Genomic DNA, 14,763 nt, shown 5'->3' on the forward strand with positions numbered 1-14,763 from the left:
TTATATTTCTTAACCGTTTAGGATTCAATGGAATATTTCTATATTTATGCAGCCAATCCTGTGAGATGAAAGTATTAATAGCAGAAGACGACAACCTCATCCGGAAGACTATCGAAATAAAGCTGGCGAAAGACGGATATACGATCATATCCTGTGCTGAAGGAAATGAAGCTGTAGATAGCATCCGCACTGAATTACCCGACATAGTACTGACGGACATCATGTTGCCGTCGGTGTCAGGCCTTGAGATCGTGAGCACCGTAAAAAGCATGGACAAGCCCATCAAGGTAATGGTGCTCTCTACCATGGGGCAGGAGAACATCGTGGAAGAAGCGTTCCGGCTGGGTGCGGACGATTATATGACCAAACCCTTCAGCCTCACCGAACTGTCCATCCGCGTAAAAAAACTGGTTAAATCAATATAACTACTGCTTGCAGCTGCTATCCTTTATACAACCGACATCCATTCCAGAAGGATCGTTATATGCCTATACGATTTTCTTCGCTGCCGTGATTGCCATTATCCTGGTAGCCACCAGCATCTACCTGCGTGTGAAGAAGCGGCGCTTCCTGCAGGAAAAAAAGATCCAGGACTTCTTTGATCACTGGCTGAGCCAGGCGTTGCTCGACGATTTTTCCGGCGGGGTGGAACTGCAGGTGCCTGAAGAGCTGAAAGACCTGCCGCGCAACAAGATCGGCCGCCAGTACGCCATCAACCAGCTCATCAATACTAAAAAGAATCTCATCGGCGTAGCCGCCCGCAACGTCATCTATCTGTACGAGCACCTGGGCCTGCAAAGCGCTTCCATGGCTAAATTCAACAGCGCCGTGTGGCACCGCAAAGCCAAAGGCATTTATGAACTGTACATGATGGAACAGCAATCGGCGGAGCAGCAAATCCAGAAATATACCAACAGCAGTAACGAATATGTGCGCCTCGAAGCGCAGACGGCGGTGCTGGCCTTCGGGGGATTCAAAGGGCTGCGTTTCCTCAATACCCTTACACACCCGATGAATAACTGGCAGCAGGTAAAACTGCTCGACCAGCTGCTGGCACTCGACCCCGGACACTTTGAAGAGTTGCCGAAATGGCTGCAGTCGCCCGTAGACAGTGTAGTGGAATTTTCGCTGAAGCTGGCCGAGATCTACCAGCAGATGCAGGTAAAAGCCGAAGCTACCGCCTGCCTGGAGCATCCCTCTCCCAAAGTGCGGGAGCAGGCCATCAAAACCCTCACCCGCATCGGCGACGAAGAGTCGGCGGCTACCCTGGCGCAGATGTACCCGACGGCCGGCGATCACCTGCAAAAAGCCATCCTTGACGCACTGGAACACATCGCTACCGACAACGAACGGGGCTTCCTGCAACGGGAGTACGAACAGGGCGATCCGGCGAATCAGCTGCAGATCGCGCGCATCATCGCCAACTGCTGCACGGGTGGGCTGCAGTGGCTGCAGCAAAAGGGAGAGGCCGATGCGGCGCCGTACCATCAAATATTTCTTCACGTTAAATACCAGCTGGCCCGGGAATGAAAGAAGTAGCCGAAGTCATTGTATACCTGGTCGTTTCCGCGATTTTCCTGTATTCGGTGCTGCTGATATTTTTTTATGTGTTCATCGGCATCAATTCCATCAATGAAACGCGGGAATACCTCCATAAAAACGACTTCACCGATTACCGCCTGCTGGCCGCATCGCCGCACGCGCCCACGGTGAGCCTGCTGGCGCCCGCCTACAACGAAGGCGCCACGATCGTCGAAAACGTGCGGTCGCTGCTGTCGTTATACTACAACAAGCTGGAACTGGTGGTGATCAACGACGGCAGTAAGGACGACAGCCTGCAGAAGCTCATCGATGCTTACCAGCTGGAGAAAGTGGACTTCTATGTGAACTACCGCATCCCCACGAAGGAGGTGAAAGCCGTATACAAAACGAAACACCCTGCTTACAATAAACTGGTGGTGGTAGACAAGGTGAACGGCGGCAAGGCCGACGCCCTGAACGTAGGTATCAACATCGCCAGCCACGATTATATAGTGTGTATCGACGCCGACTGTATCCTGGAGCACGATGCCATCCTGAAAATGGTGAAACCCTTCATGGAAGAAGGTGAAGCCAAGGTAATCGCTTCCGGCGGCGTGATACGCATCGCCAATTCGTGCGAGGTGCGCAACGGCCGCCTGGTGCGGGTATACCTGCCCGAGAATTACTGGGCCCGCATGCAGGCGCTGGAATACATTCGTGCATTTCTGCTCGGCCGTATGGCCTGGGCGCGTATGGATGGGCTGCTGCTGATATCCGGCGCCTTTGGTGCTTTCGACAGGGAGATTGCGATACGGTGCGGCGGTTACAATACCAATACCGTGGGGGAAGATATGGAACTGGTGGTGCGGATGCGGCGGTATATGCATGAGCAGAACCTGCCGTACAGGGTCACTTACATCCCCGACCCCCTCTGCTGGACGGAAGCCCCGGAAAATACCAAAATCCTCGGCCGCCAGCGCAACCGCTGGACGAGAGGCACCATCGAAACCCTGCGTTTTCATAAAATCATTTTCCTCAATCCCCGTTATGATTTGCTCGGTGTGGTGAGTTATCCGTACTGGCTGCTGTTCGAGATGCTGGCGCCGGTCATCGAATTTATCGGGTTTATCGTATTCCTGGTGATGGCGTTTGCCGGTCTCATCAACTGGCATATGTTCTTTGCCTTCCTGCTTTTTATCCTCTTTTTCGGCTATCTCAATTCCATCTTCGCCATTTATATGGAGGTGTACACCTACAACCAGTACCGGCGGAGAAAGGAAATCCGGAAACTGATACTGGCCGCGTTATCGGAGCCGTTCGTTTTCCATCCTTTCGTGGTATGGTCCGCTATCCGCGGGTACTTCGACTATTTCCGCAAGAAGAAATCGTGGGGCGAAATGACCCGCCGCGGTTTCGGGAAACAACCCGAGGGGAAAACTTCCTGATCAATCCTGGTTAAAAAAGCTGGCGTTATAGGGCAGTGTGCCCCGGCATTTGAGCCGCATCCTGTATTCCGCAAAAAGCGGCCCGCCTGGCAGCGGCGTATCACCGGTATTCCGTGTACTATACATATGGTTGTACAACGCACAAAAGACCGGCGCGGCTTTGGGAAGCCGGCCGGTGGATTGTTTTATTACCTGACACCTCTGAAAGTTATTTATTATGTGCGATAAACAGCGGGCATTTCAATTCCCTCAATAACAAATCCGCCATGCTGCTGCGGAACCAGCGCGATACGGTGCCGCGCTGGTAAGCGCCGAGCACGATCAGCGTGCTTTCGTTTTCTGTTTTCAGCTTTTCGAGGATGGCCGCTTCCGGTTCGCCTTTCAGTATGGAGAACATCGCATCGGGGGAATGGCGTTTCATGAACTCCTTCATCAGCTTGTTTTCCGGTAAATGGCTGTCGTCTGCCGGGCCCTTCACCGTGATCACTTCCGTGGGCAGCAGTTTGGTGATGGAGAGCGTGGTGGTGAACATCTTGATGGCGAACACCGAAGACGGCGCCCCGTCGTACAGCATCACTACTTTTTCCAGTTCGCGGGTCACCTCCGGGGTAATCAGCACCGGGCACTGCACATCCGACAGGAGGTCGCGGATGAAACGGGTAGGAGGCGCTTCTTCGAAGCGGGTGAATGTTTCATTGGCCGCTATGATCAGCAGGTCGGCGTATATGCTTTCCCGTAGAAGGTCCTGTATCGCGAAATTTTTATCGCGGTGAATGGTAAAGTTCAGCTTTTGCGCCTGGCACTTTTCTTCAAATATTTTTACTGCCGTATCGCGGAGATGCTGGTCTTTTTTCAGCAGCTCATCCATCTTGTTGTGCTGGATAGCTTCTTCCACGCTGAAAGTATTGCGGGTGAAATCATCGAGAAAAACGCCTACCAGGTGCGCGTGGTGCTGTTTGCTGAGCGCCACCGCAGTTTGCATACTGCTGTCTGAGAGTTTAAGGCCGTCCAGGGCTACAATGATCTTTTTCATGCTATAAATTTCAGTTATTTATCAATGACCGCTGATGACATGGATCAAACATGCCGGTGATGTTCATCAATAACAGCTTATCCGCATTAAAGTTTATGCCGGTCAACTCCCCCGGTAGTGATCTCAACGGGTTTGATATGGCCGTTTTCGTCGAAATACATCCGGTCTATACAGGTTTCGCGCGAGTTCGCATCCGTTTCCGTCAACGGGCGGCGGTGGTATACGATGTACCAGGTATCCGTTTTTGTTTCGTGTATCACGGAATGATGTCCCGCGCCTTTCGCGATGGCGGGGTTCTGCTGCAGGATTTTACCTATCCGTTTGAACGGCCCCATCGGCGAATCGGCAATGGCGTAGGCTACGCTGTAATCCGGGCCCGTCCAGCCGCCCTCGGACCACATAAAATAGTATTTGCCGTTTTTCCGGAACATGAATGGTCCTTCTACATATTTTTCCGGGGTGATCTCTTTAAAGGTGCTGCCGTCGTCGAAGGGAACAAAACCGGTGAAATCGTCGTTCAGCCGGGCGATATTGCAGTGGCGCCATCCGCCGTAGATGAGGTAATACCGGCCGTCGGCGTCTTTGAACACGAACTGGTCGATGGGCTGCGCCTTGTTATGGAATTTATCGATGAGCGGTTTGCCCAGATGGTCCCTGTAAGGGCCTTCCGGTTTATCGGCCACCGCCACCCCGATGCCGCCCGTTTCCGCATCGCTCTGGATATCGTTGGCGCCGAAAAAGAGGTAGTACTTTTTATCCTTCTCAATCACCGATGGCGCCCACATGGCGCGTTTCGCCCATTTGATGGAGGCGGTGTCGAGAATGTGGGGATGTTTGGTCCAGCGTACCAGGTCCGGCGATGAAAACGCATCGAAAAACACCTGTTTGTTGTACGGCGCGGAATACGTAGGGAATATCCAGTATTTTTTGCCGTAGATGATTCCTTCCGGGTCGGCATACCAGCCGGGGAAAACAGGGTTGCCGGCTTTCTTTTTTTCCTGGGCCGGCGTTGGGCCTGCCGCCAGTAACAGGGCGGCGCACACGATAAGTTGCTTCATGTCGAAATATAATAAAACTATCGGGGCGGGAGAAGTATGCGTGTTGAGCGGTGATGTTGTGCGGAGACTCCGGTGTAAGGAAACTGCGAAACTGCCATGCGAAACCATCAGTCCGTCCAGTAATTCGCTATAAAAGAAAACCCTGAAATGTTGAATTCCCCTTCTCCCTTCGCCACGAGGTACAGATCGTGCACGCCTGCTGCGTTCCGTAGCTGCCCGGTGAGTTTCAGGGAGAAGGTGGTATCGGCCGTATCCGGTATTCTCAGTGTGCCGATCACTTTGCCTTTCGGTTTATCGATCCGGAACTCGAGCCGGGGTGATGATTTGCCTTTGATATTGCTGGAAACCAATACTTCGAAACCGATCTCGCCCATGCTGAGGTTGATCTGGCTGAACCCCAGGAAAGAGCCCTCTTTCATCAGGAACTTTTTGGCGGCATCCGCCGGTCTGGACGGAGACGGGCCGGCAGACTGACCTCTTGCAGGCAGTGCAATGAACAACAAGATAGCTGCCAGCGCAGCTAATGCAAGAGGCTTCATAGGTTAGGTCCGTTTCACGGTTTGGGCAAGGAAGTGCCGGGTTTACATGCACAATTTCCTGCTGATTACGCTGATTTTTACATAAAGATAAATAATAATATTTAGTTTGGCGGTATCCTTCCTGCATATTAAAAACAATTGTCTTCGCTTAGCAGGTTCCATGCATGTACTTCAGGAGCCGGGGATTGAATCATGTCTCCCGGAACCCGGAGCAGTGCATGTTTATGCCCAAAGATGAAAAGGCGGCTGGATTAAAATCGATCCGAAAATCGACGGCGGCATGGGCGGCCGGGATTATTATGATGAGAATAACGGGTATACTTGCCAGTGGCAGCTGATGGTGGCGGAACGCTGGAACAGGAGCCGAAGCCGAAGCCGAATAGAAGCCGGGGGAAGTAAATTAAAGACGGCTTTATTCAACTATGATAACCGGGACCGCTCCGGTAAAAACATGCCGCCATTCACAGGACGGCATGTTTGTTTATATCCCTTTCCATTGTGATAAACAGGCTCCGGAAGAAGGAAATTCTTATATAATTTAATATTTTATTTAAAAACACACTTTTAGTTTTTAAATTTAATTATTAAGTTTGAGGAATCATAACCACGTCAACAGCCAAACTTTATAATTTATGAAGCAACCAAACTGGAAGCCGTTTCTGATGACCTGTGCCCTGGCAGGCGTGTGCAGCATGCACGCAGGCGCGCAGGCATTGAAACCGGAGCTGGAAAGCGCAATTTTGAAGACGCATCAGGGTGGCATTGTATCCCTGCCTGACTTTTTAACAGAAAAACTCCCTGACCTTGGTTACCGGAAAATTATCCTGCCTGGTCCCCAGCATGTGATCTCCGACGATCCGGAATACATCCGCGTGCCGGAGGCTATCGCTTTGCAGGAGCCAGTACAGCCCGGCGCAGTGCGGCTGTATGTATACAATGTGAACGGGGTGAAAGAGCCCGCAAAAATAGACCGGCGCATTACCGCGGTTATCCGCAACACCGGTAAGGCAGATATGCACATCCGTATGCTGAAATATTCTTCCCAGCCGCCGAGTACCAACTATTACCAGATCGGTAAGCAGGGCCTGGCCGATTATTTTGCATCGGAACCGCAAAATATTATCCGTACGGTGAAGCCCGGGCAGGTTATTGCCATCGATGAAAAGCTGGAGAAGCATGTAGTGAAGTATGATGAACTGGTGCACGGGTTTTATGAATTTACGATCGACCAGCCGGGAGAGATCAGTGTGTTGCAGACCGATCTGCAGACCTCCGGTCCCAAAGCGCTGGCCCGCATCAAAACGATTCTGCCGCCCAAAGGCCACAGCGGAGCCGGGAGGGGTGTGTTCGGCGTGAGCAACTACCGGGTTGTGACCGACAGCGTACATGATACCCGCGACGGTGTGAAAGAGATCATCCTGGCCGATGGCAAGCTTGATCCCTGGGTGGAAGGAAAAGAAAAGAACACCCCCGGTGTGGCGCATCTCGCAGGTAACTACGGTGTGATGTACAACATCGAAATGAAGTGGAAAAGCAGCGACGGGAAAGGGCTGGCTTTGGTGACCTGGAACTCCCGAAGCGACAACAACCAGTGGTGCGGCGGTATGGCCAATACCATGGTGGTAAGCGGCGGTAAATTCAAAGAGGGGATCATCCAGTTGCCCAGCGACCGGCTGATTACCAAAAAAGCGCCTGAAGCCATCCTGATACAGGTATTCAAGCCTGCTCCCAACGGGGAAGAACAGACGATCAAACTGACGTATTCTCCGCCCGGGGCATCCTGCTTACCGACGCCGTTGATTTTTATTCCGGTTGACATCAGATAAATTTAAAAGCCCGCTTCTCTGACGAAGCGGGCTTTTTTCTTTTCAGCGTTTTGCCTTGATTTCTTCGCGCAGCAGGCGTATTTCCGTGATCAGCGCCTGGATGCCGAAAATTTCCTGTTCCCTGAAATTAAGAATGGTGGCCGCATCCGTGTCCAGCGCAGCTGCAATCTGGCGGAGCCGTTTCAGGCCGATGTTGGTCCGGTCTCTTTCTATCCTGCTGTAAGCTGCTACTGTAATGCCCAGCTGGCGGGCGACGTAGCTTTGTGTGAGGTTCTTCAGCTCGCGCACTTTGCGGATGTTTTGTCCGACGCTCATAGTTAACAATTTAAACAATGGTGAATGTTGAAAAGATAGTACCTGCGCTATCATTATTTCAACCAATTTAATCTTATTCAACCTCAAAAAGAAAATAAGTTTGCTTCACTGTTTGCGCAAACATTACGGGAATGCTGAAAACCGGCCAATGAACAGAGTAGGCAATAAAAGCAGCATAATATGCGACCATTAAATGAGCACGAAATGCGCGACATCAACGGCGGAGAAATTATCATCGAACCGCACACGCTGGGTGGCCTCCATTGCATGGGGGCGGTGATGAAACGATTTTTCAATGGCGTTTTAGAAGATTTTTCTTAAGGCTGGGGAAAAGACGTCGCCGCGATGCCGGCCAAATGAAACCAATTGTTTTGTTAACCAAATTTCAACTATGAAAACACTCGATTTGCAAGCTTTGCAATTAACGGAACTTCATCTGACGGAACAGGCAGAAATCGGCGGGGGAATGGATGGCTCGCTGGCATATGATGTCGGCCAGGCTGTTGGGCGTACCGCGGAACAGATTATCGGCGGCACCTGCGCGGTGCTTGGTAACTGGGCGATGGCCGCTTTGAAATGGGACTAAGGTCCCGGAGGCCGGTATAACCGGCCTCTTTTTACCCGTCATGATCAGATATTTGATATCATGCGAATACGGGCCGGAGGGAGCGATGATATTTTTTCAACTTACATTTGTGTTTTATATTGACAGATATGGCAGACAGATTTTTTACGCCCGGCCAGTTCGCCGGCAAATTCAACCAGGAAGCCCTGCTGGCGGAAGAAGTGTACAAACGGATTCTGGGTAGCGGTTTCAAAGAGTATGCATATGCGGAATTTGATGCGGTGTTTATCACCGACAAAAAAGAAAAGGCGGAAGCATTCGGCACTTTTCTGACCGGCGTATATGAAGCCAAAGTGACTGGTGTGGAGGAAAAAGATGGTCGTTGGGAATTGTCTGCCGATTTTCCCCGTTTCCCTCTCAACCAGGAAAACCTGCTCTGCTGGGCGATAGATCTGCTGCTCAAAGGGTATCAGTTCGATTGCAGGCTGGATGGATACGGCACTTTTGCAAACGCCTCCAATGATGAATTCCCGGATGAAGACGGCGGCCGCCTGCCCTGGTATTTCGAAGAGGCGCTGAAAGCTTATAACAACGGGAATTACAGCACCTCTATTATATACTTTACCTCCGCCATCCGGATTTTCCCGGAGAATCCTAACGCCTGGTATTCCAGGGGGACCGCTAAAGATGGTATTTATCTGCAGCAGCTGGCGCGACAGGACTATGATAAAGCGATCGAACTGGCGCCTGTTTTTGTGGAAGCCTATATCAACCGCGCCATCAACAAAGATATCACAGAAGAGTACGATGCCGCGCTGGTGGATTTCAGCAAGGCGATCGAGCTGGATGGGAACAACGCTACCGCTTATTTCAACCGGGGTAATACCCTGCATAATATGGGCAATACAACCGGGGCCTGCGCCGACTGGCGGAAGGCCAAAGAACTGGGTGCGGCATATGCAGCTGAACAGTTGCAGCTGCATTGTAAATAATACTGTTTTGTATTGTACGAGCCTGGTCTTCATGCAATCAAACGCGTAAAGAAACTTCTATGCGCCAGTTACCAACGCTGCTGTGGGCAGTTTTCCTGATTCTTCATTTGTCATGCCGCCCTGCCGGCCGGCCGCGCTTCCGCGTGCTGGTGCTGGCTGAAGCGGGAGGGCATCATGTCGCATACACGAAAGCGGCTACCGAATGGTTGAGCCAGCTGGCGAAAGACAGCGGTTTTGCAGTGGATTATATTCAGCATACGGCATCCATCAATTCTACGATGCTCTCAGCATACCGGCTGTTCATTCAACTCGACTATCCGCCTTACGGTTGGAATGATACGGCGGCGAAAGCTTTTGAGGAGTATATCACTCAGGGAAGGGGTGGCTGGATAGGTTTTCATCATGCGACGCTGCTCGGCGAATTCGACGGTTACCCGATGTGGCAATGGTTCTCGCAGTTTATGGGGGATATCCGCTTTTCGGATTACATCGCGGATTTTGCCAGCGGTAAAGTGGTGATTGAAGACAGACAGCATCCTGTCATGAAAGGGATTCAGGATACATTTTTGATCGAAAAGGAAGAATGGTACACGTATAACCGGAGCCCACGGCAGGATGTGCACGTGATCGCCAACGTAGATGAATCCACGTATTCACCGCCCAGCGCAAAAAAAATGGGAGACCATCCGGTGGTGTGGACGAATCTCCGCGTCAAGGCAAAAAACGTATACATATTTATGGGTCATTCGCCGCTGTTGTTTACGAATGATGCCTATAAGAAGTTATTCCGGAATGCGATATGCTGGGCGGCGGAAGACGCCCGTTAGACGCGGCATCTTCGAAATGTATGCAAGTTGTATGTTTGATTTGCAGTTTGTGGAAACGCACATAATGGAGCCTGTTGACCTGTGGTGTCGTTAGATAGAGAAGGTCCTCTTCAGTAGTTCTCCCAGGTATTCCGCCCGGCGTATCCATTTCACCCGAACGGGCGCACCATACGTGCGGATGCGGTTCCTGTGGCCGGAATATTGAACCGCTGTTTTTCCCGCCGTATGGAACCAGAATAGCCGGGAAAGAAGACCGGGCTTGAGCGCCCGGTCCTTACTCTTTGGGATTAGAACATGCGTGGATGTAAGTATCTTGTGAGACATGCTGCGTTTGTTTACCGGTTCAAAATTAAACAGGCGGTGGAAAGACAACGGGTGTTTGCGGCTCAACTGCTGAAATCCGGGGTTGAACTGTAGTTTTTGATCGAATATTTGCCCCGCCTGCACATAAATCTTAACTTAACAGGAACAAAAAAAACATCGTTATGGATACTCCCCAAATCGCTGCGCGCCTGGTTGAACTCTGCCGTGCCGGCCAGTTTGAGCAGGCACAAAAAGAACTGTTCGCTGAAGACGTAGTGAGCATCGAAGCATTTGCCACACCCGGTTTTGAGAAAGAAACAAAAGGGCTCGCAGCCAATATCGAAAAGGGCCGCCAGTTTGAAGCCATGTCTGAGGCAACCCACAGCATTAAAGTGTCGGAACCGCTGATCAGCGGCAACATCATCGCCTTTGTACTGGAAATGGACATGACGATGAAGGGCCGCGGACGTACAGCCTTTAACGAACTATGTGTGTATCATGTAAAAGACGGGAAAATCATCTCCGAGCAGTTCTTTTATGAAGGGTAGTGATCTCGATACTTTGATTGATACAATGAGATTTTGGTTTTTTCTGTAAAACGGGCGGCTGCTGCGCAGGTTATCCCGTTATGCATTGCGTCCTCGCGATACCCGGATAACAACACCGGACCTGTATGAGTGCATTTTCGTAACGGAGCGTAGTTTACTAGCGCGATAGCCGGCATGATGCACGGACCTTATATAGTGTGTGCGCATGCCAGGGGGTATGTCTCCATCGTTGGTAAAACAATACCTGCCCTTATGGTGCATTTCTGTAGCCGGAGGTTATTCACCTTCGTAGTACCCGGCATAACAACACCGGACCTGTATGGTGTGTATACGCCAGGGAGGCATGCCTTCATCGCCAAAGCCGGTAAAACAGTATCCGCCTTTATGGTGAATTTCTGTAGCGGGAGATTGTTCACCATCGCAATACCTGCAATAACAACTTCCATCCTGCATTGGTGTAGGCCCATACACGGAGATAGTTTTCCTTTTTACCTGCGAGCAGGGTGTGCCCGTACACGTAAGCGAGGTCGCGACTGTCTGCCACAAAACCAGCCAATGGCTCGAAGTCAAGGCCGGCAGGTATTTGTTGCAGGGTTGCCATAATACCGGCGGTTGTTTGTACCGGGTGCTGGCCATTGAAGTTGAGCCAGGTTTCGGGGAGCAGAACCTGTTTGAAAGCATCGGTTGGTTCCCGCCGGAAGAGCGCGATAAAATTACTGTCGATCGCAATAGCCGTGGCATGGTTCGGGGAGGGAAGATGCGGGGTATACAGCCGGAGCGGCTTTTTATTGAACAGCGAACCGTGGTATCCGATACCGAGATCGGCAAAGAAATGCCAGTCGCCGTTTTCGTCTTTTTGCCATACCGTGGTGTATTGCCCGCAACTGAGGGCGCTGTCGGCGGTCGTTCTCCGCCACTCAAAGGGGCCGGTGGTAAAGCCGGATTGCCCGTCTGCGGCGGTACAGGCGAATACCGGCTGCCAGTATAGTGTCGCCGCCGGCTCTTTGGCTTTTTCCCAATAGCGCATGCCATTCGTGACACGCCCGTTATTGAAAATCACGCTGCTGGTGTCCATATACCGTAGGAAGGCCGCTTTCACGCCACTATCGACTGCGTGTCTGGCAAAGGCGTACTCTGCCTCGGCCACTGGGTCGGTCGGCTGTTCGGGGGATTTGATGGCTGTGTCGGGCAAATGTCGGATGTAAAGACATTCAGGTTGCGCCGTGATGCTTTGAGTTGTTCCGGGATGGGATTGCGGGAAAGGGTGACCTGGCGTCATTCCCGTGCCATTAGGTTGTGCTGTAAAGCCTTGTTCCGTACCGGGGCGGAATTGCATGCCGGCGCCAGGAGTTGTTTCGCCCCCCGCCGGTAACCCCGCCATCACCGGAAACGCCCAACAGGAAAGCAATAACCCAATAAAATGTCTCATTTTTTTTTTCTGCTAAATGTAGGCATCCCCCTTACCCGGCCGTTGGCCCCCACTCCCGAATGACGGAGCAGCACCCCTGAAATAACAAAATTCCCTACCGAAAAGATGCCGTCATTTCAGTGGCCGTTTTTGTCATTTCAGCGGTTTATTTGAACTATTTGGCCGGGAGGGTTTGAAAGTAGCCCGCTAATCCTGAATTTTACAGATTGTAATCTGTCGCACCATGAACATACCGGAGCAAAAACTGCGGATCTACGGTTATCTGGCCCTGAGCGCATTCTTTTTCATCTTCTTCATGCTGGAGATGTTCTTTTCCCCATGGAATGTACAGCACCTGGTGCCCAAAGCCGTCGTTTTTACCCTGCTGTTCACCGCCGCCGTATGGGAGCCCACCCGTTTTGTGATACTCTGGCTCCGCAAACGGACGCCGGACCTCACCCGGTCGTGGTACCGCATGCGCACCGCCATGCTGGTGCTCGTGCCATATGGATTGACGCTCACCTGGGTACGGGTTTTCATTGAAAACTATACGCTCATCTGGGGTACCCAGATCAATTTTTTATGGTATTACTTTTGGACGGCCAGCACCGTGCTGCTGTTCATCATGCTGCAGGTAGCGATCTACGAAGCCATCTATTATTTCCGGGAATGGAAAAGCGCAATGACGGAAGCCGAAGAGCTCAAGAGACTCCATGTCGAAATGCAGTTCGATGCCCTTAAAGTACAGGTGCAGCCGCATTTCCTGTTCAATACCCTGAACACGCTCATCGGCCTGATGGAGCTTGATAAAGCCCGGGCCCGCAAGTTCACGGAAGAGCTGGCCTATGTGTACCGCTACCTGCTCGAAGCGAACGAAAATGTGCTCATCAGTCTGGAAGATGAACTGAACTTCACCCGGGCATTCTTTTTCCTGCTGAAGAACCGCTACGACGAAGGCCTGAACCTCAATGTGAGCGGAGGCGAAGAGATCGGCCGCCTGAAGGTGCCCCCGCTGAGCCTGCAGATGCTGCTCGAAAACGCCATTAAACACAACGTCATCACCAAAGCCAGCCCCCTCTTCATTACCGTCAAAATAGACGCACAGGCGGGCCGGGTGGTGGTGGCCAATAACCTCCAGCGCAAACGCGGAGCGGTCAGCACCGGCAAGGGCCTTTCCCATCTGAAGGAAAAGTTCCGCCTGCTGGAGCTGCCGGATATGCAGATACACGAAACAGATCAGATTTTTTCAGTCACCATCCCTGTTTTAAGACCCCTTGCGTATGAAAGTATTAATCATTGAAGACGAAGCCATCGCCGGCCGCCTGCTCAAGAGCACCATCACAGCCATCGATCCGGATATTGAAGTGGTCGATATCATCGACAGCATCGAAGCCAGCGTGGAATATCTGAGCACCCGTCCTTCGCTGGACCTGATATTCCTCGACATCGAGCTGGGCGACGGCCAGACGTTCGAGATTTTCAAAAAAGTCAAAATTGAAGCACCGCTCATATTCGTAACCGCCTACCAGGAACATGCCCTGCGCGCATTCAAGCTCAACAGTGTGGATTACCTGCTCAAACCCGTCAACAAGGAAGAGCTGGCCGCCGCGCTCACCAAATACAAACGCCTGCACCGCGATCAGCAGAAAGCGGTCACGGATAACATCTATCATTTTCTTCACCAGTTCAGGGAAGGGGGCGACACGTACAAAGACCGTTTCCTCGCCCGTAACGGCACCCGCCTGATTTCCATCCCGGTGACCGATATCGCCTACTTCTACACTCGCGAAAAGATGCAATACATCAAAACGGTGAACAACACTGATTTTATCATCGATAAACGGCTCGACGACATCGAGGCAGACATCAATCCCAAATCGTTTTTCCGCCTCAACCGCCAGTTTATCGTAGGCTATCGTTTTATCGATAAAGTACAGACCTGGTTTAACGGGAAACTCAAAGTGCAGGTGAAGCCCGCGGCATATGAAGATATCATCGTCAGCCGCCTGAAAGCCAACGATTTTAAGAGATGGCTGGGAGGGGAGTGAGGTTGTTGTCATGAAGCAGCTGCCAGCGAGGTGCTCAACAGGCCTATTGATAGGGAACTGTATTACTGCATCGTTCCATGTGGAGCCTTTGCGGCGGCGGTTCCTGTTCCATTGATGTTAAAGATGGAAAGAGTATCATCTCCACTTTGAGGTCTGCGAATTTGCGATCACGTTCCGGAGGCGGATTCCTGCATAATCGTCACCACTTTGAGGTCTGCGAACCCGCGATCACGTCCTCAGGGTCAGTTATTCCTGCATAATCATCACCATTTTGAGGTCTGGGTATCCGTGATAATCTCCCGAAGCCTGTTATTCCAGCATAATCATCACCATTT

Annotated in this window: 15 protein-coding genes; 10 read left to right on the top strand and 5 right to left on the bottom strand. The window is 51.5% G+C overall.

All coding sequences use genetic code 11. The features are described from left to right. Nucleotides 1–65: 65 nt before the first annotated feature. The 3 genes from EGT74_RS23275 to EGT74_RS23285 are packed head-to-tail and all read left to right on the top strand — an operon-like array spanning nt 66 to nt 2,966. Complete coding sequence (locus tag EGT74_RS23275; protein ID WP_123849021.1) at nt 66–425, top strand: response regulator transcription factor; 360 nt, start codon at nt 66–68, stop codon at nt 423–425. 7 nt (nt 426–432) lie between these two features. Continuing rightward, nucleotides 433–1,530, top strand: coding sequence for a HEAT repeat domain-containing protein (locus EGT74_RS23280; RefSeq protein ID WP_123849022.1), 1,098 nt, complete (start codon nt 433–435; stop codon nt 1,528–1,530). Further along, nucleotides 1,527–2,966: a glycosyltransferase family 2 protein gene (locus EGT74_RS23285; protein ID WP_123849023.1), complete on the top strand. Its 1,440-nt coding sequence runs from the start codon at nt 1,527–1,529 to the stop codon at nt 2,964–2,966. The genes EGT74_RS23280 and EGT74_RS23285 overlap by 4 nt, the downstream gene beginning before the upstream one ends. A 208-nt stretch (nt 2,967–3,174) precedes the next feature. On the opposite strand, the gene EGT74_RS23290 is transcribed toward EGT74_RS23285, so the two are convergent. The 3 genes from EGT74_RS23290 to EGT74_RS23300 form a co-directional block, all read right to left on the bottom strand. Further along, nucleotides 3,175–3,999: a universal stress protein gene (locus EGT74_RS23290; protein WP_123849024.1), complete on the bottom strand. Its 825-nt coding sequence runs from the start codon at nt 3,997–3,999 to the stop codon at nt 3,175–3,177. Between the two features lie 86 nt (nt 4,000–4,085). Beyond that, nucleotides 4,086–5,057 carry a glycoside hydrolase family 43 protein gene (locus tag EGT74_RS23295; protein WP_123849025.1) on the bottom strand — a complete coding sequence of 324 codons (972 nt, stop codon included), beginning with the start codon at nt 5,055–5,057 and terminating at the stop codon, nt 4,086–4,088. Between the two features lie 107 nt (nt 5,058–5,164). Further along, complete coding sequence (locus tag EGT74_RS23300) at nt 5,165–5,596, bottom strand: carbohydrate-binding protein (RefSeq protein ID WP_123849026.1); 432 nt, start codon at nt 5,594–5,596, stop codon at nt 5,165–5,167. Nucleotides 5,597–6,228: 632 nt separating this feature from the next. Between EGT74_RS23300 and EGT74_RS23305 the strand changes: the two genes are divergently transcribed. After that, nucleotides 6,229–7,422: a copper amine oxidase gene (locus EGT74_RS23305; protein WP_181954774.1), complete on the top strand. Its 1,194-nt coding sequence runs from the start codon at nt 6,229–6,231 to the stop codon at nt 7,420–7,422. Between the two features lie 42 nt (nt 7,423–7,464). Here EGT74_RS23305 and EGT74_RS23310 read toward each other — a convergent pair whose 3' ends face one another. Continuing rightward, a complete protein-coding gene (locus tag EGT74_RS23310) occupies nt 7,465–7,737 on the bottom strand; it encodes a helix-turn-helix domain-containing protein (RefSeq protein WP_158618276.1) in 273 nt (90 codons plus the stop codon). Between the two features lie 391 nt (nt 7,738–8,128). Between EGT74_RS23310 and EGT74_RS23315 the strand changes: the two genes are divergently transcribed. The 4 genes from EGT74_RS23315 to EGT74_RS23330 all read left to right on the top strand — a co-directional run bounded on the left by EGT74_RS23315 (nt 8,129) and on the right by EGT74_RS23330 (nt 10,972). Continuing rightward, nucleotides 8,129–8,323 (top strand): hypothetical protein, encoded by a 195-nt coding sequence (locus EGT74_RS23315; protein WP_123849028.1) that lies wholly within the window; start codon nt 8,129–8,131, stop codon nt 8,321–8,323. 128 nt (nt 8,324–8,451) lie between these two features. Then, entirely contained in the window at nt 8,452–9,294 is an 843-nt protein-coding gene (locus EGT74_RS23320; RefSeq protein ID WP_123849029.1) for a tetratricopeptide repeat protein, read from the top strand. A gap of 59 nt (nt 9,295–9,353) precedes the next feature. Further along, nucleotides 9,354–10,121, top strand: a complete 768-nt coding sequence (locus EGT74_RS23325; RefSeq protein WP_123849030.1) for a ThuA domain-containing protein — start codon at nt 9,354–9,356, stop codon at nt 10,119–10,121. A gap of 485 nt (nt 10,122–10,606) precedes the next feature. Further along, complete coding sequence (locus EGT74_RS23330; protein WP_123849031.1) at nt 10,607–10,972, top strand: nuclear transport factor 2 family protein; 366 nt, start codon at nt 10,607–10,609, stop codon at nt 10,970–10,972. Nucleotides 10,973–11,384: 412 nt separating this feature from the next. On the opposite strand, the gene EGT74_RS23335 is transcribed toward EGT74_RS23330, so the two are convergent. Then, nucleotides 11,385–12,164: a Cif family virulence factor gene (locus tag EGT74_RS23335; RefSeq protein ID WP_123849032.1), complete on the bottom strand. Its 780-nt coding sequence runs from the start codon at nt 12,162–12,164 to the stop codon at nt 11,385–11,387. A gap of 460 nt (nt 12,165–12,624) precedes the next feature. Here EGT74_RS23335 and EGT74_RS23340 point away from each other — a divergent pair, with 460 nt between their 5' ends. Both EGT74_RS23340 and EGT74_RS23345 read left to right on the top strand, forming a co-directional pair. Further along, the gene (locus EGT74_RS23340) at nt 12,625–13,680 is read left to right on the top strand and encodes a sensor histidine kinase (protein ID WP_123849033.1); all 1,056 of its coding nucleotides are present in this window, start codon (nt 12,625–12,627) and stop codon (nt 13,678–13,680) included. Further along, on the top strand, nt 13,661–14,428 hold the full coding sequence (locus EGT74_RS23345; protein WP_123849034.1) for a LytR/AlgR family response regulator transcription factor: 768 nt from the start codon (nt 13,661–13,663) through the stop codon (nt 14,426–14,428). The genes EGT74_RS23340 and EGT74_RS23345 overlap by 20 nt, the downstream gene beginning before the upstream one ends. Nucleotides 14,429–14,763 lie beyond the last annotated feature (335 nt).

Source organism: Chitinophaga lutea, assembly GCF_003813775.1.
GTDB classification, from domain to species: Bacteria; Bacteroidota; Bacteroidia; order Chitinophagales; family Chitinophagaceae; genus Chitinophaga; species Chitinophaga lutea.

Excerpts from the sequence above, each read along its gene's own strand:
- EGT74_RS23275 (WP_123849021.1), top strand. The coding sequence starts at position 66 with ATGAAAGTATTAATAGCAGAAGACGACAACCTCATCCGGAAGACTATC.
- EGT74_RS23285 (WP_123849023.1), top strand. The coding sequence starts at position 1,527 with ATGAAAGAAGTAGCCGAAGTCATTGTATACCTGGTCGTTTCCGCGATT.
- EGT74_RS23290 (WP_123849024.1), bottom strand. The coding sequence starts at position 3,999 with ATGAAAAAGATCATTGTAGCCCTGGACGGCCTTAAACTCTCAGACAGC.
- EGT74_RS23295 (WP_123849025.1), bottom strand. The coding sequence starts at position 5,057 with ATGAAGCAACTTATCGTGTGCGCCGCCCTGTTACTGGCGGCAGGCCCA.
- EGT74_RS23300 (WP_123849026.1), bottom strand. The coding sequence starts at position 5,596 with ATGAAGCCTCTTGCATTAGCTGCGCTGGCAGCTATCTTGTTGTTCATT.
- EGT74_RS23305 (WP_181954774.1), top strand. The coding sequence starts at position 6,229 with ATGAAGCAACCAAACTGGAAGCCGTTTCTGATGACCTGTGCCCTGGCA.
- EGT74_RS23310 (WP_158618276.1), bottom strand. The coding sequence starts at position 7,737 with ATGAGCGTCGGACAAAACATCCGCAAAGTGCGCGAGCTGAAGAACCTC.
- EGT74_RS23315 (WP_123849028.1), top strand. The coding sequence starts at position 8,129 with ATGAAAACACTCGATTTGCAAGCTTTGCAATTAACGGAACTTCATCTG.
- EGT74_RS23320 (WP_123849029.1), top strand. The coding sequence starts at position 8,452 with ATGGCAGACAGATTTTTTACGCCCGGCCAGTTCGCCGGCAAATTCAAC.
- EGT74_RS23325 (WP_123849030.1), top strand. The coding sequence starts at position 9,354 with ATGCGCCAGTTACCAACGCTGCTGTGGGCAGTTTTCCTGATTCTTCAT.
- EGT74_RS23330 (WP_123849031.1), top strand. The coding sequence starts at position 10,607 with ATGGATACTCCCCAAATCGCTGCGCGCCTGGTTGAACTCTGCCGTGCC.
- EGT74_RS23340 (WP_123849033.1), top strand. The coding sequence starts at position 12,625 with ATGAACATACCGGAGCAAAAACTGCGGATCTACGGTTATCTGGCCCTG.
- EGT74_RS23345 (WP_123849034.1), top strand. The coding sequence starts at position 13,661 with ATGAAAGTATTAATCATTGAAGACGAAGCCATCGCCGGCCGCCTGCTC.